Source organism: Cyanobium sp. Tous-M-B4 (assembly GCF_024345395.1).
In the GTDB taxonomy this organism is placed as follows: domain Bacteria; phylum Cyanobacteriota; class Cyanobacteriia; order PCC-6307; family Cyanobiaceae; genus Cyanobium_A.
The window spans coordinates 435,482-455,955 of the sequence record NZ_JAGQBA010000002.1; the positions used below are offsets into that span (position 1 = coordinate 435,482).

Genomic DNA, 20,474 nt, shown 5'->3' on the forward strand with positions numbered 1-20,474 from the left:
CTGATGCGTTCGATGTCTATCGCCAGAGCCAGATTCATCAGGCGCACTCCCAGTTCCAGGAGCGCCTGGTTCTGCAAGAGAAGAGCCGGTGGCTGACCGCCTTGCTGCACCCCCTCCAGAGGAAGCTGTCGACATTGATGTCGGTTTCTTGGCCCAGGGTGCTCTGCGTTGAACCATCAGGGACAAATAATTCCTTGCTAAGTGCGAAGAAGTGCCTGATCTCTCCTCCCCCTCGCCTGGCGCCAGGTGATTGCATTCTTAGGTGGGTAAAGCGCCTCTTACTGAATGTCGGCCCGATCTCACTTGCGCCTTGCTACCAGTTCCCTTGGCCTAGTGCTATCCGGCCTGCTGAGCAGTGGGGTGATGCTGCCGGCACGTGCCCAGGTGGACAGAGCCCAACTGGGCAGCCGTCCGGTGAAGGTGGCCGCAGTCGACTTCATCCCCGCCTGGGGCGACCTTGACGGCAACATTCGCCGCCTCGTGCAGGCGGCCGAGCGCGTGGCGGCCGAGGGCGTGCAGTACTCCGTCTTTCCGGAAACGGCGATCAGCGGCTACGACTTCGCCGATCCCGCCCAGTTGGCTCCCTTTGTGGACACCATTCCAGGCAGGGCCACCGACGCATTGCTGCCGGTGCTCAAGCGCACCGGGATGCTCATGAGCGTTGGCATCGCCGAAAAGGACGCTTACACCGGGATTTTTTACAACACTGCTGTGTTGCTGGGGCCTGAGGGGATCATCGGCAAATACCGCAAAAACGGCCTCAATGGTCAGGACGTGCAACTGTTCGGCCCGGGCGACACCGATGTCGGCGTGTTTGACACACCGATCGGCCGCATTGCGCTGATCATTTGCTACGACGACACCTACTGGCAGTACGACCGTTTGGCCGCCCTGCGTGGAGCCCAGATCATCGGTTGGCATTCCGTATCGGATCGGGTGATGCCTGGCACGCCAGCGGCTCAGGCGAAGGGCAATCACTCCACCGTGGCCAGCGTGCAGCACATGAGCGCCCTCAACGGTTTGTGGGTGATCGGCGCCACCCGCAGCGGCATAGAGCGCAATCCGATCAATGGCAGCCAGCTTTATTACAACGGCGGCTCCAGCATCTGGTCACCCCAGGGCCGCAAGCTGGTGCAGGCGCCGGTGGTGCCACCCGAGGTGCTGCCGCCGGGATTGAACGGTTTCTTTGCTACCACGATCATTCCGGCGGAAGCCGATGCGGTGCGCGAGCAGCGCTTGGCGGCCCGCCGGCCTTCGCTCTACAACCCGCTGCTGGCCCTGCGCCGGGCCCCTTTGGACAGCACCGCCACCGCGACACCGCGACCGGTGCAGTTGGCCGCCGCCCAGTGGACGGGTAACGCCTCGCGCCTCAGCAGCAGCCAACCCCAGCTCCAGGAGCTGCTGGTGCTCCCCGAGCTCTCCAGTTTGCCCAGCGGCCTAAACGCCGCTGAGATCAGCCGCCGAGCGGAGCGGCGTGGCGGCGCCTTTGAGCAGCCGTTGGCCCGGCGCGCCAAGGCCGGCAGCGGCTACCTAGTGGGGAGCTATCCCGAGCGGGATGGCTCCAAGGTGTTTCACACCGTGGCCTTGGCCGGTCCGGCCGGCACCGTGCTCGGCCGCTACCGCGCCACCCACCTCAGCGCCGCCGAGCAGACCTGGGCCAGTCCTGGGAATGCCCCCATGGTGTTGAGCACGCCGCTGGGGCGCATCGGCCTGGCCACAGCCGCCGACCTCGCCGTAACCGAGGTCACAGGGCTTTACCAGAGCCTGCGTACCGATGTGCTGGCGGTGCCCTCCGGGGATCCTGCGGCGTTGAAGGTAGAGATCGATCCCAGGCTCTATGCAGTGAGCGATCCCCCCACTGGCCGCGCCGACCTCCATCCCTACCTGGCCGCCAAGCTCGGTCAGTTCTGGCTGGTGAGTGCTGGCCGGCGCGTTGGAGCGTCCACGGCCGCGGGGATCTATGGCCCTGAACCCGTGGTGCAAACCCCCACGCTCACGGCTGCCCCTGGCGCGGATGCGGTGCGGCACCGCACGGTGGTGCCGGCACCGGGCACCTGGATCAACCAGCAGCAGCTTATTGATGGCCAGCGCAACGACCTGTTCAAACCCCTGGTGCTCGATCCCGCCAACCCTTGCTTCCAGAGCTGGAAGCGGGCGGGCCATGGCCCGGTGAGCTGCCCGTGACCCCGGTTCGTGTCCAGGCAGCGGCTGCCCTTGCTGGCTGGTTGCTGCTGGGGCTGCTGTTTGGGCTCCTGATGGGGCCCTATCAGGCCATCTCCGAACTCGGTTTCCGCTTGCAGCGGGGGCTCTGGCTGGCGGCTCAGCCCCAGCCCTTGGTCGGCTGCGTGGTGGTGTTTGCGGCCACGAGCCTGCTGGTGCTGCTGGCCTGGGGGCCGCTGGCCGCGGGCCGCGGTGGCGGCACAACGGCCCTGCTCGCCCTCGATCGCGCACCCCAGGCTGAGCGCAGCGCCAAGGAGGCGCTCTGGCTTCAGCAGCTCAGCCTCGCTACCCAGCTGCGGCGGCTGCCCCTGATGCTGCTCACCCACCTCGCTGGCCTGGCGGTGGGGGTGGAGTCGCCCTCGGTGGCGCTGGGAGCCAGCGTGCTGCTGGCCATCCGCCGTCGCTGGCCTCGTTTTCAGCTGCTGGCTGCCCTGTCGCCCGAGCTGGTGGCAGTGATCGGCGGCGCGGCCGGGTTGGGGGCGGCCTTTCGCTCGCCCCTGCTGGCGGTGGCCTACGGCCTGGAAGAGCTGGGCCAGCGCAGCGGCCTGCCGCTGGTGCTGCCGGCGCTGCTGCTGGCGGGCAGTGGCACCCTGCTGGCCACCACCATGGGCCAGCCGGCCCGTCTGCCTGGTCTGGATCTCGGGGCCCCGGCACCGGAGCTGTGGGGCTGGGTCGTGCTGCTCACCCTGGTGGGGGCTGCTGGCGGAAGCCTGTTTGTGCGCCTGCTGCTGCCGGCGGCGGCCTGGGTAAAACGCCTGCTGGCCAAGCGGCTGCTCGTGGGCGCCCTGCTGCTGGCCGCCAGCCTCACGCTGCTGGCGTTCGTGAGTGGCGGCCTCAGCCTCAATGACGGCTCCCTGTCCCTGGCGCCGGCACTGAGTGGTAACTCAGTGGGCTCTCCGTTCCTCTGGCTCTGGCGCCTGCTTGCCAGCGTGCTCAGCCTGGCCCTGGGGGCTCCTGGTGGCCTGATGCACGACAGCACGAGTCTGGGCGCCCTGCTGATCAGTCCGCTGCAGGGCCTGCCAGGGCTCACCAGCAACGACCTGGCCCAGTTGGCTGCGGTGGGGGCCACGGCCCTGTTCGCAGCGGCCCATGGTGCGCCACTGTTCTGCGCTGCCTTCGTCTTTACACTTCAGGGTGATCCAGCCCTGCTGCCACTGCTAATGCTGGTGGCAGCTATTGCGGCAGCCCTGGGTGAGCGCTGGCGCGGCGAGGGCTGGAATGACCACCAGGTGCGGGTGTTGCTGGAAGCGATGCCCAGCGCCCCTCAGAACCCGAGCGCCACGCCATCGAGCCGGTGATCCACGCCGGCCTCGAGGCTGGTGCACTGGCCCCTGGCGTCGCGATGAATGCGCAGCATCTGGGCTGCCCCTTGGAAGCTCACGAAGCTGTAGGAATCGCCAAGTTGATGGCCGCGGGCCACCAGTTCGTTGCCCACCTCGACGCTGAACTGCGGATCGATGTGCACCTCCCCGCTGTGCATGATCAGCTTGAAGCGCGGCGCGTCCACGGCCTGCTGGGGATTCATGCCCCTATCGAGGGCGTTCACCAGGATCTGGGTGAGCCCCTGGGGGTGGGCATTGCCGCCGATCACGCCCATTAAAAATTCGGGCAGGCCCTCGCGCAGCACCATCGCCGGCAGGATCGAGTGGCGCGGTCGATGGCCGGGCGCCAGGGCATTGGGATGGCCCGGCTGGCTGGAAAACTGCGCGCCCCGGTTGTTGAGTACCACCCCCGTGTCGCTCGCCACCAGCCCCGAACCGAACGGCCCGCAGATGCTGGTCATCAGCGACACGGCGTTGCCCTCTGGATCAACGGCGCAGACATAGCTGGTGTCGCCTGCATTGGCGCCCTGGGGCCGGGTGGCGAGTCGGGCTCGGTTGGTGATGCGGCTGCGGGCGGCAGCCAGACCGGCTGAGCTGAGGGCTTGCCGCACCTGCTCCAGCATGTCGGGGGTGGGCTCACCCACCACGTCGATCGCCAGCTCGAAACCTAGGCGGATCGCCTCAATCTGGTGGTGCAGCCGCTCCGCCTTATCCATCGATGCGAGCGGCAGGCCATCGAGGATGCCGAGGGCATGGAGCGCCACCACCCCCTGGCAATTGGGCGGCATCCCCAAAACCTCTCGGCCGCGGTAGCCCACGCTGAGGGGCTCCACCCACTCGGCGCGATGCTGCTGGGCTGCCACATCCTCAAGGGTGGTGGGCACCCCGCCGGCGCTGATTGTGGTGGCGATCGCCTCGGCCACGGGGCCTTCATAGAAGCCTTGGCGCCCCTCCCGGGCCACACGCTCAATAGTGGCCGCCAGTTGCGGCAGGCGCATCAGCTGGCCGGGCTGCGGGGCGCTGCGATCGGCCAGCAGCAGCTCTCCCAGCTGGATGGGTGCGCCGGGCCCCAGCAATGCGGCGCCAAGGTCCCAGAAGCCGGCGATCGATTCACCCACCGGATAGCCCTCGCGCGCGTAGGCGATCACTGGCTGCCACAGCTGCTGCAGCGAGCGGCTGCCGAAGCGCTCCAGCAGCGCGCACCAGCCATCCACAGCACCGGGGATCGTGATGGTGGCGGCGCCGTGCTCCGGCATCACCGGCACGGAGCCAATGCGATCGAGGCTGGCGCCGCTCGGGGCACGACCGCTGCCATTCAGCCCGAAGACCTTTTGCTCCTTGGCCGACCACACCAGCACCATGGTGTCGCCGCCCAGCCCGCTCATCATCGGCTCGGCCAGCGCCAGCATGCCGGCCATGGCCACGGCGGCATCCACCGCGTTGCCGCCCTGCTCCAGCACGCGAAGACCCACCCGGGTCACCAGCGGCGAGCTGGAGCTGGCCATGGCGCGCCCGGCAAACACGGGCGAGCGGCGATGCAGAAAGGCAGGGCTTGTCATGGTTGTGCAAGTCTTGACGCAAGCTTGACAGCCAAAAGCAGTCCAGGGAAAACACCTCTTTTCGCAGGCAGAGTTGCGTTGGGAAGAGATTTGGTGTCACTGAGCTGTATCGAGATCTCCCTTTCTGTTGATTTGGCGGGAGGCCTGATCGGCTCCTTCCGTGCGCCTCGCTTATGAGAATCAGCAGGTCTCAAGGGGATCTCTATGATTTGCGTCAGGAATTTGTTGACAGATAAACGTCAGCCTCCCTGAAGTAAGTCCCTTGCTTAGCTGAAATATAAGCGCATTGGGAGCAATAGATCTGCCGTTTCTTCTCCGTGTCGATCGAGGAGTAGAAATCCTCCAAGCATTCGCTCCTGCGGCACGCAGCCCACCACGGTGTCTAGGCCGCGGTTGAACACGTACTTTCAGTTGAGGGCGGCGTGGCAGGGAATCATCAGCAGCAACGAAACGACACCAGCACCCCGAACCCACCGCTGAGGGTTGTGTGCACCAGGAAGCTGATCAGGCCTCCCAGCACCGTGCCGGTGATGCGGTCCACAACGATCACTACCGCCATCAGCGGATACCAGAGAAACTGAATGCGCTCGCTCTAGGAGGCGATCGCCGCGGTGATGAATAGGAACTTCAGGGTGTTGCGCAGCAGCAGGTTCTGCACTGTCTGCGGCAACGCTGAGCTGCGTAGAGCTCATCGGTATCAGCCACCTTGCGCTTGGCTGTCATGAGGGGGCTTTCATGAGCTGGCTGCCGGCGCTCACTCCCGATCTGCAGGTCCTGCTGCGCCTAGGCCTGGCGGTGCTGTGTGGTTTGGCTGTGGGCATCAATCGCGCCCACCATGGCAATACCAGCCATCCCAATCGCCTGCGGGTGCATGTGCTGGTGGGCCTCAGTGCCTGTCTGATGGTGCTGGCGGCCGGTGACGACCCCCAGGCCCGCAGCCGCGTCATGCAGGGGGTAGCCACCGGAATTGGCTTCTTGGGGGCGGGCGAGATCCTGGTGCCCCCTGCTGCTGACAAGAGGGGCCTGCCTGAGGTGCGCGGACTCACCAGTGCGGCTTCGATCTGGTTTACGGCTGCCCTCGGGGTGACCGTGGCCGCCTCTACCCCCTTGCTTGCAGGGGTGGCCCTGGTTCTGGCCCTGATCACCCTGTCTCAGCGGAGCAACGGCGACTCGCGGCCAGCCATTGATCCTGCAGCAGATCAGAAGAGGAATCGATAGCGGCCATCGCCGCTACTTTCAGCTCCGTTGGATCCATCCAGCACCGGCTGGGGCCACTCCGCTTCCCAATAGCTGATGTCATCGCGATAGAAGGGCCGTCCGCCCAGTCGCTTGGTTTCAAGCTGGGTCGTGCCCATGGCAGTGATCAGGCCACCCAGCTCCATGGGGCCTAGATCGGTTTTCAGATCCTTACCGGCTGCAGCCAGCAGGATCGGCAGGCGCACCAGATGTTCTGGCCTGGTGAGCTTGCGAAACAGGGCCTGTAGGGCCAGTTGCTGCCGCTCCAGCCGGCCAATGTCGCCCATCTCATCGTGGCGAAAGCGCAGGAAGCCTTCTAGGCCTTGGCCTTTGAGATTTTGCAGGCCGGGTTGCAAGTCGATGTAGAGGCCCTGACTGTTATCGGTGTAGGCCATGCGTTTCGGCACGTCCACCTCGATGCCACCAAGGGCATCGGCCATGCGCCGGATCGCAGACAAGTTCACCACTAGGTGGTGGGTGATCGGTCGACCCAACTTGCGCGCCAATTCCCGTTTGAGCAGATCGGTGCCCCCGAGGCTGTAGAGAGCGTTGATTTTGTGGGGTCCGTAGCCTTCGGCCTCGATGTAGGTGTCCCGAGGTACCTGGGTGATCCGGGTGATGCCCCCATCCACCCGCAGGCTGGCGATCACATCGGTGTTGCCACCACCCACATCGGTGCCGAGCAGCAGGATGTCTTGATTGGTGATGCCGCTCCAGGCCGCGAACGGATTGGTGATGGCGTTACTTGCGCCTGAGGCGGTGTCGCTGAGCAGTTCGGAGAGGGGACCCGCCAGCAACAGGCCTCCGCCGAGGCCGACCCCGATCGCCAGCAGGACGGCACCGCGTTTACTCCGCTTGCGGGGCCGCTTGGCCGGAGGGGTTCTCATCCCCTGAAAGCTATTGCACCAAGCGAACCTTTCACAAATGGGGGCTTGCCGCTGACCAGAGCGGCCAGGCTCGAACGAGTTGATGAAGCTGTTGAGGCAGGCTTGCAGGGGCTGCTGTGGCAAAAAAGCAGAGACCACTGCCAAGAATTCACCCAGCGCCTCAGCCGGCGCGACCATTCGATCGTTACTGCGCCGAAAGGTTTAGATCCTGAACTGGATCTGCCCCAAGATCGTGCTGCTGCCGGTCACGATGAACTGAATGCCGATCGCCAAGGTGAACAAGCCCATTACTTTGATTAGCACTGTCATGCCCACATGACCCAGCATCAGCGTGAGGCGGGCGGCGAACACGAACATCAGCGCGATGATCAGAGCCATCGCCAAAATCGCAGCAAACAGCTCGATGTGTTGATTGAAGCTGGTGGCGCTGTTGGCATAGACCGTGATCGTCGACATCGTGCCGGCACCAGTGGTGAGCGGTAGCGAGATCGGCACGATCGCTGAGGAGGCCATCTGCCCCATATCCATGTGGCTTACGTCGCAGTTCTTCTCGTGTGAGTCGCCCGGAGCTGTTGCATTTAGCATTTTTAGGCCGCTCGCCCCCAGCAACAAGCCACCGGCGATCTGGAATGCGCTAACTCCGATACCAAAGAACTGGAGCACCGCCGTGCCGAGGAAGTAGGCACCCAGCATGATCAGCAAACTTGAGAAGCTGGCAAGCGTGATCACGCGACTTACCTGGCGATTCGGCAACCCCTCGCTGAGGGTAAGGAAGGGCCCTATGGCCGGGAAGTTGTTGGCCACGGCGAACAGCCCCAGCAGGTAGTGCTGAAAGGTGCTGGGTAGAAGTAAATCGTGATTGAGCGCCATGGGGAAAAGCGGTGTAGCCCCATCATTCCGCGAGCCACTGCCGATGATCAACTCTGCAAAAAAATAACCCTGCCGTGGAGCTTCCGCGGCAGGGTTGGTGTAGCTCAGCTCAGAGCCGGAGAGCTTGGCGTACAGGCTGATGGGTTGGTTTTACCAGCGGTTGCCGCCACCACCGCCATATCCGCCACCACCGCCACCACGATTGCCACCGCCACCGCCGTAGCCCCCACGGCCGCCACCACCGCCGCCACCTTCACGGGGAGTGGCTTTGTTGACGCGAATCATGCGCCCCATCCATTCGACGTCTTGAAGGTCGTCAATGGCCTTTTGTTCGGCCGCATCGTCGGCTAACTCGACAAAGGCGAAGCCCCGCTTGCGACCGGTTTCCCGGTCAAGGGGCAGGCTGCACTGGCGCACCTCTCCGTATTGGCCGAAGAGATCAAGCAAGTCCTCGCGTTCGGCTTGGAACGAAAGATTGCCAACGTAGATAGTCATTAATGAAGCAAATCCTGGAACTGATTCGGACGTGGCTGCGGTTCTTAGTGGCCCTAGTGGGAGCTAGGGGTGCCTAAAGACAGGCCGTACCCTTTGAATCATGGCCAACAATACTGGGTGGTTTGGCCCCTAGCTGGCACTCGCGGAGCGTTTCATGGAGAACCGTAAAGCGGTTCTGAAGAGACTCTGAGGTTCAACCGGTGATCCCGGATGTCGTCCCAATGTCAGCAAACTCTGATCAACGCAGACCCATGATCACAGCGCCTGTGCCTTGGAGCCTCGCCTGGCGTGAGGATGGCGAGCTTGCCACCCAGGATCGTTTTGACCTGCTGCAGAGCCTGGTTGCTTGCGAAAGTGCAGAGACTCAATCGACGTTGATCGCGGCCGTGGAGCAGTTGTCGGTTACTGATTTGACCAGCCTGAGTGTGGGAGGCGTGACCAGTCTTTGCGCCTGAAGCGGCGCTAGGTGCTGGGCTTGCTCACGGAGCGCTGGTCCAAGGTCCGCCCGCAGGCGTCATGGGCGTCCTCCACGTCGCTGCCCTTGGCAACTCGCTCACCAACGCAGGCGCAGGTGCGATCGAGTTGGGCAGCGGGGGCAACTTTGCCCTCTCTATGCAGTTCGGCTTGGTAAGCCGACAGGCAGAAGGCTTTCACTACCTCGGCAACGCTGATAGAGCGGCTGGCTGGAACCAAGGACACCAGCCCCAGGCAAAGCAGTCCGATTAGGACCGGGCGCGGGGGGCTGAGGTTCATAGAGCAAAAGGGCGGAAGCCCGAGGCGTTCACCCCTGGAACCTGGAAAGTTGCAGGGGTTTGTTCATCACCCGAAGTTGGCGCAGACCCTGAAAAACGTCCTCGGGCATGCCCTTGGGTAGGTCCACGGTGCTGTGGGTGTCGAAGATCTGGATGCGGCCGATGGCTCGCCCGTTCAGACCAGCCTCATTGGCAATGGCACCCACGATGTTGCCGGGCTTGATGCGGTCGCGCCAGCCCAGTTCCACCCGGAAGCGCTCCATGTGATCTTCTGGCGGACCCACGGGGCGTTCGCCCCTGGGAGCTCCCCGGCCCACATCACGGCCAACCTCCCGACCCATTTCCCGGCCCCGTCCCCGGTCCCGGCCGAAGTCGCGACCGCCATCCCTACCGCCATCGCGGCCTCCATCGCGGCCAGGACCGTTCTGACGCACTTGTTGGAAGTTCTCTTCGCCCTGCAACAGCAGGGGCTTGCCCACCAGGCTCAGCTCGAGGGCCGCCAGGGCTAACTGCTCAGGGCTGGAGCCCAGCTCCTGGCCTACCCGTTGCAGGATTTCGCTGAGTAGGGCCCGTTCCTGCTCGCTGCTGGCTGGCATTTGCAGGCAGTTGGTGAGCTTGGTGCGCATCCGGTCGAGCCGGTTTTGATTGATGGTGGCGTTGCTTGGCACCTCCATCTCTTCGATCGGCTTGCCCACGGCCCGCTCCATGCCGCCCAGGAAGCGGCGCTCCCTCGGGGTTAGGAACAGGATGGCGTCGCCGCTGCGGCCAGCCCGACCGGTTCGGCCAATTCGGTGGACATAGGCCTCCGAATCGAAGGGGATGTCGTAGTTGATCACCAGGCTGATCCGATCTACATCGAGTCCGCGGGCAGCCACATCGGTGGCCACCAGTACGTCGACCTGGCCGCTCTTAAGCCGCTCGATGGTGCGCTCTCGCTGGGCTTGGGGCACGTCGCCGTTGAGCACGGCAACGTCGTAACCGTGCTGTTCAAGCGATTCGGCCACGGTGAGGGTGATCGCCTTGGTCCGGGCAAAAATGATCACACCCTCACTGGTCTCTGCCTCCAGTACCCGCTCCAGGGCTGCTTGCTTGTGGGGCGCATGCACCATCAAGAAACGCTGACGGATGCGGCTGGCATCTGCGGCCTTTTGCTTAATCGTGATCTCAGCAGGAGCGTTGAGATATTTCTGCGAAATGCGCCGGATTTCGGCCGGCATGGTGGCAGAGAACAGCACCACTTGACGCTGCTCAGGTAGTTGTTCGAGCACCCATTCGACGTCGTCGATGAAGCCCATGCGCAGCATTTCATCGGCCTCGTCCAGCACCAGAGCGCGAAGACTGGAGAGATCGAGGGTGCCTTGACGCATGTGGTCCATCACCCGGCCGGGGGTGCCCACCACGATTTGTACGCCGCGCTTGAGCTGATGGATCTGGTCGCGGAAATCAGCGCCGCCGTAGATCGCCAGGGTGCGCACACCAGGTAGGTGGCTGGCATAGCTGTTAAAGGCGTCGGCTACCTGCAGGGCCAATTCCCTTGTTGGGGCGAGCACCAGCACCTGGGGCTTGCGCTGCTCGGGATCTAGGGCCGCCAGCATTGGCAGGGCGAAGGCAGCGGTTTTGCCGGTGCCTGTTTGGGCCTGTCCCACCAAGTCGCGGCCGAGCATCAGCTCAGGGATGGCGGCCTTTTGAATTGGTGAGGGCTCCTGATAGCCGATGGCTTCAAGGGCCTTCAGCAGTTCTGGGCCAAAGCCAAAGCGGGCAAAGCCCGAGGCAGTGGTTGGTTCTGTCTTGATTTCAGCTGTGCTGTTTTCAACTGAAATCAACTCAGCTGAATTGATTTCGGGGGTGTTGTTTTCAGTTGTTTGGGAGGGCGCGTCAATGTCGACGGAGCAAACAAAGTTGCCGCCGTTGGCGTGTTCGGTCACGGGATGCAAAAGGCCTGGTTAATCAGGGCTTGGTGAAGTCCTTGAACGCAGGCCGGCAGAAACCCAATGGAGCCTAGAAATACTGAACGGATGGGCCGTTGCGGGGCAACTGAAGCTGCACTGCTTTACCCGATGTTCAGTTGTTCAGACCCTCAATTAACAAAACTGCCCTGCCCTTGAAAAAGGCTGAAAACAAATATTATCACCTCCCCGTCCGCTTCAGTTGCGGCCGAAGTCGTCCGCCAGGCGCTCGATGTCCGCTTCGCTCAGCCAGCCACCACGCTGCACCTCCACGATCTCCAGATCCGCCATACCTCCTTGGGCCCGGTGAATTGCCCCTTGGGGGATGAAGACGCTGGTCCCTGCCGTTGCGGTGATGGCTTCCTCCCCCACCTGTAGTTCACCGTCGCCGGCCACCACCACCCAATGCTCACAACGGTGGTGGTGGCGTTGCAGGCTCAGCCGCTGGCCGCGGTGGATCAGTAGCCGTTTGACCAGGTATTGATCACCGCTGGCCAGCTCTTCAAACCAGCCCCAGGGACGTAACACCCGACCGGCGGGACTGTGGGGCTCAGGGCTAATCACAATTTCAGGCTGGCAGCCGCCGCCGAGCCGCGCAAGGGGGTGATCAGGCAGGCCCGCTGTCTGGCCCTGGTTAGGGCTGTGTAGAGCAGGCGCCGTTGGGGTCTGCCGGTGTCGGGCATCAGCACCCACACATCTTCGGCCTCACTGCCCTGGGCCTTGTGCACCGTGAGGGCCAAGGCTGGTTCGGCTTCGGGTAGCTGGGCCGGGTGAATCCAGAGCGGCTCGCTACCACCCTGGTTTGCAAACAGCAGGCGGCGTTCGCGCCCTCGATTGGCTTCCCTTTCCACCACCAGCCCCACGTCGCCATTGGCGAGCCCCAGTTCGCTGAGGTTGTGGCGGCACAGCACGGGCGTGCCCACTGGCCAGAATTGGGGCGAGCGGGCCGCCGCCTCCCCCAGCAGGGCCTGGTGGATTGCCTCCACCCCCCAGCGGCCCCGCCGCAGCGGTGTCAGAACTAGGAAGTTGTCCAGGCCCGCAAGCAGGCTGGCGGTGACGGCGGGATCGTCCAGATCGCCTGCCAGGCAGCACTCCTGCAGCTGGTGCTGGTGCTGCCGCAGTCGCTGCAGCAGCTCTGCTGGCAGCTGGCGTGGGTTGGCGGGCAGCCAGCGCAGGTTGTCGTCAGAGTTCAGCGGTGTGAGCAGGTCCTCGAGGGGCTGCTCAGCCTCCCTTAGGGCCGCTGCTACCGCAGCGATGGCCCCGTTGTTGCGGTAAGTGGTGCGCAGCTCGATGGCAACTCCGCCCAGGGCCTGGCGGCGTTCGGGTGCCTGCAGCTCCAGCAGCACTGGCCCAGGGCCTACCGGTGGCAACTGGGCCGCGTCCCCCACCAGCACCAGCCGGCAGCTGGGGGGTAGGGCTTCCAGCAGGGCCTGCATCAGGGGGAGGTCCACCATCGACACCTCATCCACCACCAGCAGGTCGAGGGCAAGGGGGTGCTGGCGGTTGCGGCCGAAGCGCTCGCCGCGGCTCTCCAGTAGCCGGTGCAGGGTGCTGCAGGGAAGTTGCAGGCTGCTGCTGGCTAGGGCTGCCCGCAGCCGACTCGCCGCCTTGCCCGTAGGGGCTGCTAGCTGAATGCGGCTGCCTGGTTGCTGGGCGAGCACCGCCGCCAACATGCGAGCCACGGTGCTGGTTTTGCCGGTGCCCGGACCGCCCTCAAGCAGCACCAGTCCGTATTGCAGCACCGCCGTGACGGCCCGCTGCTGGTCAGGATCCAGCCCGTCGCTGCAGCTTGCGTCGGGGCTCGCATCTGGCAGCTGCAACTGGGCCCGCTCGATCAGAGCCTGCAGCACCTGCTGGCGCTGGCGCTGCCAGCGGCGCCACAGCAGCCGGTCGCCCTCCAGCACCAGGGGACCATCCGGCTCGGCGCCCAGGGGTGAAGCCTCCAGGGCGAGGCGATGTTCGGCGCTGGGCAGGTTGATTTCCAGGCGACCCTCCGCCAGGGCGGCAGCCAGGTCAGTGATCAGTTCCGCCAGCAGTGGATCGGGGCTGCTGCCATGCAGCCGCGGCAGGGCTTCAGCCAGTGCCGCTGCCAGGGTCTGGAGCCAGCGAGGTTGCTCTAGGGGTGTGGGGCTGCTCATGGTGTGCCCCCCAGGGCCTGGTCCAGTTGGAGCAGGCGGGCCAAGGGCGGCTGCTCCACAAACATGCCGGGCACCGCGCTGGCTGTGGTGGGTCCTGGCACCCCGCGCAGGAACACGTAGACGTAGCCGCCCAGGTGCTGCTCGGGTCGGTAGCCGGGCAGGCGCCAGCGCAGGTAGCGGTGTAGGGCTACCAGGTACAGGTGGGCCTGCAGGGGGTAGTGGTTGGCGGCCATCAGCTCTGCCATGGCTGCTGCTCCGTAGTGGCGTGGACCGCAGTGGAGCGGCTGCCCCTGGTCGTCGCGCTCGCCCAGCCAGTTGCTCTTCCAGTCGGCCACCCACCAGCGCTCGCCCTGTCGAAATACCAGGTCGATCGAGCCGGTGAGAAAGCCCCGGCTTTCCACTTTCAGCTGGGCAAGCTGCTCGGCGTAAGCGCTGCCAAACCAGCCTTCGGGATGGTCGGCAAATGGACGCGCCAGGTCTGGGCTGCGCACCAGGCCGAGGGGCAGATCGAAGTTCATCTCATTGAGGCGGGCACCGCGCTCAAGCTGGGCCAAGCTGAAGTCGTTGCAGGGGCCACCCAGGGGCGTGTGCCGCAGCTGCTCCAGCCCAATTAGCACCGTTTCGCCGTGCTGGGCAGCGATACCGGCCCGCTGCAGCTCGCGGCCCACCAGCTCGGCCTGGGCTGCCAAGGGTTGGCAGTAGTCGAGCTGCTCAAGGATGCGGTGCAGACAGTCGCCGGCCTGGGCGCCCCGGGGGAAGGGGGCCAGAGGGCTGTCCTGGGGCCAGGCGCCGGGTGATGCCAATGCCTCGAGTTCGGTGACGATGGCATCGGTTTCGCGGCCCTCCTCCACGGCTGCGGGGGCGGCGCTGTGGCTGCCCTGGGTCCAGCTGGTGTAGCTGCTGCGGCCCCAGCTGCTGTCGAAGCCATGGCTGGGTACGGGGCCCCGCTGCAGGGCTAGGCCAGCGGCTGCCGGGCCTGGTTTTAGCTGGCTGCGCTGGCCGTTGGCGGGAGGCTGCACCAGGGTGAGGGGCAGCTGGCGGCGGGCGATTGCCTGCTCCAGCCGCTCGCGCCACTCCGCATCACTGCGGCCGCTGTAGGGGTCGTGGTCGCTGGCGGGGGGCTGCTCCTGGTCGAACAGCCAGGGGTGCAGCGGATTGCCCTGCTGGCCCAAGGCCGGGCCCCAGGCCAGCACCAGCAGCAGCTTGGCCCGGGTGGCGGCGACATAGGCAAGTCGCTCCCGCTCCTGGAGCTCGGCCCCAAGCTGCTGCTGGCTGGCGCTCTGGCCTGGCCCCCAGTTGTTGTTCAGGTGTAGGTCGAGCACGGCTTCGGCCTGCCCGCCTTCAGGTCCGCCCGGGTGCCAGCGCACGCCGATGGACTGGCCGCTGCGGCTCTCAGCGCCGGCTTGCCAAAGGTAGGGACAGAGCACCACTGGATATTCCAGACCCTTGCTGCGGTGAACCGTCAGCACCGATACGGCCTCATCCACCACGTCGCTGTGGGGCTGGTGGGCTTCGGGGATGTCCCGGTCGGGATCGAGCCGTAGACGCCGCAGCCAGTCGGCTGCCGCTGCGGGACCCAGTTGGTCGGCATGGAGCCGCACGGCTACCAATTCACCGCACTGCTGTAAGTCCGCCAGCAGCCGGCCGCCGAGGGATAGCTGGGCCAGCCCCTTTTGCTCCAGCAGGCTCGCCAGCACCCCAAGCAGGCCGCGGCGGGGTAGTTCAAGGGCCAGCTGGGCTAGGCGTGCAGCCAGGTTGCTCCAGGCTTCGGGGCTTGCGGAGGCGATTTGCTCCGCGCTCCAGCCCAGCAGGGGAGAGGCGGCCAGCAGCCGCAGACGCTGGGTCCGGCCTGGTTCGGCCAGGGCATCGAGCAGTCGTTGCAATGCAGAGGCGCCGGCGCTTTCAAGCACGTCCCCCTGGCTCACCAGCTTGCTGGCTATGCCGCAGCGATCGAGGGCGGCGCGCAGCGCTTCGGCCTGACGGTGGGTGCCCACCAGCACGCATAGGTCGTTGGGGCCCAGGGGTTGGCGCTGCTCGCCCCGCTGTTGCATCAGCCCCTGGTTGAGCAATTCGGCGCTGAAGCAGGCGATCTGGTCGGGAAGTTGCCGCTCCAGGGCGCTGCGGCTGGGTGGTTTCTCACCAGCCAGCCGGCTGCCGCCGAGCCAGAGCAGCTGCAGGGGGTGCTGGCCGGCCGGTAGGAGCAGTTTGGAGTCGGTCGCCTGGGGCTGCACCTCCGGTACGGGCAGGTCGCTGCGGCGCAGCCCCGGCCCCATCAGGCCGTTGAGGCCGGCGACCAGGGCCTCGCTGGAGCGGTAGTTGTCGCGGAGGCTGCTGATGCCGCCAAAGCTGGCGGCGGCCTGACGGGCCCGCAGGTAAGTGCGCAGGTCGCCGCCGCGGAAGCGATAGATCGCCTGCTTGGGATCTCCCACCATCACCAGTCGGTGCCGCTCAGGCTGGAAGGCCCGCGCCAGGATGCGCCACTGGATCGGATCGGTGTCCTGAAATTCATCGATCAGGGCAACGGCATAGCGGGCTCCCACCGCCTCTAGCAGGGGGGTACTGGCCTGCTCGCCCGGATCAAGACCCTCCAGCAGTTGGGCGAAACCAAGCCTTCCGCTCTGGCGCCGCCGCCGGCCCAGTTCAGCCCGGCCCCAGTGGCAGGCATGCAGCAGCAGGGCTTCTGCTGGTCCATCTAAAACCTGGGCGATCGCCTCCTGCAGGGGGCGTACGGGCAGGGAGGAGGGGCCGGGGCCTTCCCCATCGCCAGGTTCGAGGCTGCGGGCAACTTTGAGAAAGGCGCCGGGGTGGAAGTAATCGCGCAGCAGGCCCTGGCCGCCGCCCTGGCTGCCTGCCGTGGCGCCGTAGTCGCCGCCGATGGGCTGGGCAGCGATCCAGCCCCGCACCAGAGCGCAGCGGTCCTTGGTGGGTTTGGGAACGAAGGGGCTGGTGGTTTTGAAGCCCTGGCCGCGCCATTGGCTGGCAGCGGCGCAAAAGCCGGCCTCCAGTGCTTGGCCGTGGCTGGCCCAGAGCTGCTGGAAGTTGTGCCACGCCTCGTTCCATAGGGCCTCGAGCTGGGGCGCCAAGGGGGCGTCGGCCCGCAGGGTTGCCGGCAGGGAATCCAGGCCTAGGGCTGGATCGCCGTCTAGCTGGCGCAGCAGGCCCTCGAGGCTTTCGGGGCCGCCAACCTGTTGCTGTAGCCCGGCCAGCAGGTGGCTTGGCAGGGGCAGCACCTGCTGTTGCCAGTAGTCGTGTGCCACCTGGCGCACCAGGGTGCCCTTGTCGGTTTCGAGCTGCAGCTCCGGTGGCAGGCCCGCTTCCAGGGCGTGGCGCTGCAGGGTGCGGCGGCAGAAACCGTGGATGGTGGTGATGTCGGCGGCATCCAGTTCCTCTAGGGCCAGCAGCAGCCGGGCCCGCAACTTTTCGGCCCGCGGTCTTTGCTGCTCCAGCCAGGTGGCCAGGGTGGGATCGGGCGGCTCCAGATCTGGATTTTCCAGCCCTGCCAGGGCCCGCTGCAGGCGCTGGCCGATGCGATCGCGCAGTTCGGCGGCGGCGGCCTCGGTGAAAGTCACCACCAGCAGCTGGCGCAGCCCTAGCTCGGCCTCGGCCACGTAGCGCAACACCAACTGGGCCAGGGCGAAGGTTTTGCCGGTGCCGGCGCTGGCCTCCAGCAGCCGCAGCCCGGGATCCAGGGGAAAGGCATTGGCATCAAATGGTTGTGGGAGTGGCAGGGGCTGTTCAGGCGACCAAGCCTGCTCGCTGCCGGCAGACAGGTTCATATCAACCGCTCCCGCAGGGGACCAAGCAGCTCCCCAGCCCGGGCGGCTAGCTCACCGCTGGCCAACAGGGCGGCGCCGCTGAGTTCAGATCCGAAGCAGAGGGCCTGCTCCGGATCAAGCCGCTCGCCGCGTCTCTGAAAACCGCCCTCCCAGGTTTCGATGGCCCGTGCTTCACCCTTATCGAGCAGGGCCCAGCCGGTTTCCGGTGGCACCGGCCAGCAGCTCTGGCGCCATTGCTGGCGCAACTCCAGCAGCCGCAGTAGTTCGGCCCGGGCGCTCTCTACCTGCGGCGCCTGCAGCCGCAACTGCACGCCGAAGTCCTTGGCACCCCGGGCCACCAGCACCCCATCCAGCGGCCCTTGGTCGGCGGCGGCGGCCAGCAGCAGCGCCAGCCACAGCTCCAGCCGGTGGCGGCTGCGCGGTTTGGCGGTGTGCAGCACCAGCACCGAGCTCCCCCGCCACTGCAGCTCCTGCTGGCAGTTTTGCCAGAGGGCTAGCTGGCGGCGCTCGGGGCCCAGGGCCTCGAGGCTGGCGTGCAGGCTGCGCCAGCGCTGGCTGAGCCCGCCGGCCTCCAGTTCGCCTGCCGCCAGAGGAGGTAGCAAGCCCTGGCCGCGGTGGCGAGCCAGCCAGCCGGCGGGCCCATCGAGGGCTGGGTCGCTGGGGCTTTCGAGGGCCTGGCGCAACAGCAGCGCCCGCCTGCGCTCATCGAGGCTGAGGGGCTCGAGGTCGTCGAGGCCGTCGGCCCATTCCAGCGGCCTTAGCCCCAATTCAGCCAGCCAGCTGGCCTGGGGGGCAAGCAGCCAGTCGCGCAGATCCCCGTAGGCATCGCTGGGCTGGGCAGGGGGCGCGCTAGGGGGTTCGCTGGCCGCCAGGGGCCGGGGCGGTTGCGGTGAGCCACTCTGCTGGCGGGGTTGATCGAGCAGCAGGCGGGCCTTCAGCAGGCGCTCGTCGCAGCTGCCGGGCGGCCGCTCGCCGCTGGCTTGGAAATTGGCCCGGTCGAGGGGGTTGGCGGGGTGAGTTATCACCAGTTCGCTACCGCGACAAGGCAGCTGTCCCTGCAGCCACTCGAGCCACTGGCGCACCGGGGTGGCCGGTGGCAGCTCTTCGCCGCTGCGGGGGTCGCGGCTGCTCCAGGTCACCAGCAGATGGTCGCGGGCTGAGAGCAGGGCCTCCAGCAGCACGTAGCGGTCCTGGTCGGCCGGATTGGGATCGCCGAGGCGGCGCTGCTGCTCCAGCAGGTGGAAGCCGGGCCGCTTGCTCTGACGGGGATAGGCGTTTGCATCTAGCCCCATCAGCACGATCACCCGATGGGGAATCGCCCGCATCGGCTCGAGGGCGCTGATGGTGAGGGCGCCGCTGCGGTGGCCAAACCGGCCCGAATCGGCAGCCAGGCGCTCATCGAGCACTGCAGCTACCACGGGTGCGGCTAACTCCAGGTCACAGCCAGCGGCGGCCTGCTGCCAGTCGTCAATGGCGGCTAGCACCAGGGGTAGCTCCCAGTCCTGGCCACTCCCGCCAACCTGGTCGCCGTCGCCGAATAGGTCGCTCAGCAAGGCCCTTAGGCAGGTGTTCCAGGCCAGGCAACAGCGGGGTCGCCGCAGCTCCACCAGCCAGTGGCGCAGCCGGGTGAGCAGGTGCAGCCAGCGGCCCAACAGCTCGATGCTCTCGCCACTGGCCAGGGGGGCGGTGGCGGCCGGGGCCAGGCCGGGGTCGCAGGGCAGCACCAGACCCAGCAGCAGCCGATCGATCACCCAGCTGAGGCTGCCGCTGCCCAGGCCGCCGCGCTCCTTTGCATCGAGGCCCCAGTGGAAGCCGCCCCGCTGCAGCAGGGGATGCAGGGCCGCCATCTCGGCACCGCTGAGCTGGAAATGCCCCTGCAGCGCCGGACTCTCCAGCAGGGTTTCCAGGGCGGAGGCGGTTAGCCGCTCCCCCGCCAGCCGCAGCAGCTCCAGCAAGCTGCGGCTGAGGCTGGCTTCGCTCTGCTGGCTGCGGTCGGTGAGGCGCCAATTGAGGGGCACCCCAGTGGCCTCCTGATCGCCAAATACGGCCGCCACCAAAGGCGCTAGGCCATCCACCTGAGGCGTCATCACCAGCACATCGCGGGGCTGGAGCGTGGGATCGGCGGCCAGCAGCTGCAGGATGCGGTCCCGCACCACCTGCACCTGGCGCAGGGGGCCGGGACAGCGGTGGAACTCCAGGGAGCTGTCTGCCGGTGCCCGCTGCAGCAGGGGTTGGGCAGCCGGATCCGCCAGTTGTTGCTGCAGCTGATGCAGCAGGGGCGCTGGCCCCTGGCCCCGATGGCTGCTGGCTGGGGCCACAAACAAATCCTTTTCCCGCCACTGGCCCTGGAGGCTCTCGCCGCTGCCTTCGAGCAACTGCTGAAACTCGCCGCCGAGTCGGCCGAAGCGGGCCTCCAGGCCAGGGGCTTGCAGTAACCAGTCCCCATCAAGGGGCTGCTGCAGTGCGATCGCCTCGCTGAGCAGCTGGCGGCGGCTGGTGCAGCGCTGCCACAGGTCGCGGCAGGGGGTGAGCAGGTAAAGGTCCACATTTGTGTGCACGCTCAGGGCCTGCAGCAGCTGCACCTGGATCGGCGCCAGGCTGCTGAGCCCAAACAGGCGCAAGGGATCGGGCAGGCTGCCGGCCGGCGGCGCCTTGATCTGCAACTGGGCTATGGCCTCCAGCACCTGCAGGCCGAAGGGCTTCACCCCCAGGCGCTCCCGTAGCCGCCCCACCAGCAGCCGCTGCCACTCCTGCTCCGGCGGCAGGGGTGGGCCGTCCTCCCCACACCACCAGGCGGCGAGCATCTCAGGGCGATACAGGGCAAGGTCGTCTAGGGCATCGGCGATGCTGCGGCCCAGCTGCCATTGGGCCAGCTCGAGTTTGCTGCCGTGCTGGGGGTAGCGGCCTAGCCAGTGCTTAAGCGAGGTAGCTTCTGGCTGCTCCACAAGCTGGGGGAGCAGCTCCAGCACGGGCCACACCAGCTGGCTGGCACGCCAGGGATCCTGGTCAGCGCCGTTTTCGCCCAGCACCCCATTAACCATTTGGCGCAGCTGGCTGCCAGGAAATGGGTAGCGGATGTTGGCGGCGATGCCGCCGAGTCCCGCGGCCAGCTGTTCACCAAGCCAGCGGCTGGTGGGCCAGGTATTCACCACCACCTGCACCGTCTCGAGCGGCCCGGGAGGTGTGAGCAGCAACTGGGCGGCCAGGAGTTCGGCTAGATGTTCGGCCCGGTTGCCCCGGAAAACTGTGAGCACAACAGATGCTCAGCGGTGG

At 66.3% G+C, this 20,474-nt stretch carries 15 protein-coding genes; 4 read left to right on the plus strand and 11 right to left on the minus strand.

The features are described from left to right. Window positions 1-303: 303 nt before the first annotated feature. Both KBY73_RS05485 and KBY73_RS05490 read left to right on the plus strand, forming a co-directional pair. Window positions 304-2,184 (plus strand): carbon-nitrogen hydrolase family protein, encoded by a 1,881-nt coding sequence (locus KBY73_RS05485; protein ID WP_254936068.1) that lies wholly within the window; start codon window positions 304-306, stop codon window positions 2,182-2,184. Next, window positions 2,181-3,518, plus strand: a complete 1,338-nt coding sequence (locus KBY73_RS05490) for a chloride channel protein (protein WP_254936069.1) — start codon at window positions 2,181-2,183, stop codon at window positions 3,516-3,518. Before KBY73_RS05485 ends, KBY73_RS05490 begins: the two co-directional genes overlap by 4 nt. Here KBY73_RS05490 and KBY73_RS05495 read toward each other — a convergent pair. Next, window positions 3,485-5,101 carry a gamma-glutamyltransferase family protein gene (locus KBY73_RS05495; RefSeq protein ID WP_254936070.1) on the minus strand — a complete coding sequence of 539 codons (1,617 nt, stop codon included), beginning with the start codon at window positions 5,099-5,101 and terminating at the stop codon, window positions 3,485-3,487. The two genes, KBY73_RS05490 and KBY73_RS05495, sit on opposite strands and share 34 nt — an antisense overlap. A gap of 436 nt (window positions 5,102-5,537) precedes the next feature. Further along, window positions 5,538-5,660 (minus strand): hypothetical protein, encoded by a 123-nt coding sequence (locus tag KBY73_RS05500; RefSeq protein WP_254936071.1) that lies wholly within the window; start codon window positions 5,658-5,660, stop codon window positions 5,538-5,540. Window positions 5,661-5,836: 176 nt separating this feature from the next. Here KBY73_RS05500 and KBY73_RS05505 point away from each other — a divergent pair, with 176 nt between their 5' ends. Further along, entirely contained in the window at window positions 5,837-6,319 is a 483-nt protein-coding gene (locus KBY73_RS05505) for an MgtC/SapB family protein (protein ID WP_254936072.1), read from the plus strand. On the opposite strand, the gene KBY73_RS05510 is transcribed toward KBY73_RS05505, so the two are convergent. The 3 genes from KBY73_RS05510 to KBY73_RS05520 form a co-directional block, all read right to left on the minus strand. Next, window positions 6,301-7,224, minus strand: a complete 924-nt coding sequence (locus KBY73_RS05510; protein WP_254936073.1) for an LCP family protein — start codon at window positions 7,222-7,224, stop codon at window positions 6,301-6,303. The genes KBY73_RS05505 and KBY73_RS05510 overlap by 19 nt on opposite strands. A 201-nt stretch (window positions 7,225-7,425) precedes the next feature. Next, a complete protein-coding gene (locus KBY73_RS05515; RefSeq protein WP_254936074.1) occupies window positions 7,426-8,094 on the minus strand; it encodes a MarC family protein in 669 nt (222 codons plus the stop codon). Between the two features lie 150 nt (window positions 8,095-8,244). Then, window positions 8,245-8,589 (minus strand): RNA-binding protein, encoded by a 345-nt coding sequence (locus tag KBY73_RS05520; RefSeq protein WP_254936075.1) that lies wholly within the window; start codon window positions 8,587-8,589, stop codon window positions 8,245-8,247. A gap of 251 nt (window positions 8,590-8,840) precedes the next feature. Between KBY73_RS05520 and KBY73_RS05525 the strand changes: the two genes are divergently transcribed. Further along, entirely contained in the window at window positions 8,841-9,044 is a 204-nt protein-coding gene (locus KBY73_RS05525; RefSeq protein WP_254936076.1) for a hypothetical protein, read from the plus strand. A gap of 7 nt (window positions 9,045-9,051) precedes the next feature. On the opposite strand, the gene KBY73_RS05530 is transcribed toward KBY73_RS05525, so the two are convergent. The 6 genes from KBY73_RS05530 to KBY73_RS05555 all read right to left on the minus strand — a co-directional run bounded on the left by KBY73_RS05530 (window position 9,052) and on the right by KBY73_RS05555 (window position 20,455). Then, on the minus strand, window positions 9,052-9,288 hold the full coding sequence (locus KBY73_RS05530) for a hypothetical protein (RefSeq protein WP_254936077.1): 237 nt from the start codon (window positions 9,286-9,288) through the stop codon (window positions 9,052-9,054). An 82-nt stretch (window positions 9,289-9,370) separates the two neighbouring features. Next, a complete protein-coding gene (locus KBY73_RS05535; RefSeq protein ID WP_396096638.1) occupies window positions 9,371-11,266 on the minus strand; it encodes a DEAD/DEAH box helicase in 1,896 nt (631 codons plus the stop codon). Between the two features lie 219 nt (window positions 11,267-11,485). Then, on the minus strand, window positions 11,486-11,851 hold the full coding sequence (locus KBY73_RS05540; RefSeq protein ID WP_254936078.1) for a phosphomannose isomerase type II C-terminal cupin domain: 366 nt from the start codon (window positions 11,849-11,851) through the stop codon (window positions 11,486-11,488). Beyond that, window positions 11,848-13,425: an ATP-dependent RecD-like DNA helicase gene (locus tag KBY73_RS05545; RefSeq protein ID WP_254936079.1), complete on the minus strand. Its 1,578-nt coding sequence runs from the start codon at window positions 13,423-13,425 to the stop codon at window positions 11,848-11,850. Before KBY73_RS05545 ends, KBY73_RS05540 begins: the two co-directional genes overlap by 4 nt. Further along, complete coding sequence (locus tag KBY73_RS05550; RefSeq protein ID WP_254936080.1) at window positions 13,422-17,201, minus strand: UvrD-helicase domain-containing protein; 3,780 nt, start codon at window positions 17,199-17,201, stop codon at window positions 13,422-13,424. The genes KBY73_RS05545 and KBY73_RS05550 overlap by 4 nt, the downstream gene beginning before the upstream one ends. Next, window positions 17,198-20,455: an exodeoxyribonuclease V subunit gamma gene (locus KBY73_RS05555; protein ID WP_254936081.1), complete on the minus strand. Its 3,258-nt coding sequence runs from the start codon at window positions 20,453-20,455 to the stop codon at window positions 17,198-17,200. The genes KBY73_RS05550 and KBY73_RS05555 overlap by 4 nt, the downstream gene beginning before the upstream one ends. Window positions 20,456-20,474 lie beyond the last annotated feature (19 nt).

Coding starts and splice junctions, on each gene's coding strand:
- KBY73_RS05525 (WP_254936076.1), top strand. CDS start 8,841: ATGATCACAGCGCCTGTGCCTTGGAGCCTCGCCTGGCGTGAGGATGGC.
- KBY73_RS05550 (WP_254936080.1), bottom strand. CDS start 17,201: ATGAACCTGTCTGCCGGCAGCGAGCAGGCTTGGTCGCCTGAACAGCCC.
- KBY73_RS05500 (WP_254936071.1), bottom strand. CDS start 5,660: ATGGCGGTAGTGATCGTTGTGGACCGCATCACCGGCACGGTGCTGGGA.
- KBY73_RS05545 (WP_254936079.1), bottom strand. CDS start 13,425: ATGAGCAGCCCCACACCCCTAGAGCAACCTCGCTGGCTCCAGACCCTG.
- KBY73_RS05505 (WP_254936072.1), top strand. CDS start 5,837: ATGAGCTGGCTGCCGGCGCTCACTCCCGATCTGCAGGTCCTGCTGCGC.
- KBY73_RS05510 (WP_254936073.1), bottom strand. CDS start 7,224: ATGAGAACCCCTCCGGCCAAGCGGCCCCGCAAGCGGAGTAAACGCGGT.
- KBY73_RS05515 (WP_254936074.1), bottom strand. CDS start 8,094: ATGGCGCTCAATCACGATTTACTTCTACCCAGCACCTTTCAGCACTAC.
- KBY73_RS05520 (WP_254936075.1), bottom strand. CDS start 8,589: ATGACTATCTACGTTGGCAATCTTTCGTTCCAAGCCGAACGCGAGGAC.
- KBY73_RS05495 (WP_254936070.1), bottom strand. CDS start 5,101: ATGACAAGCCCTGCCTTTCTGCATCGCCGCTCGCCCGTGTTTGCCGGG.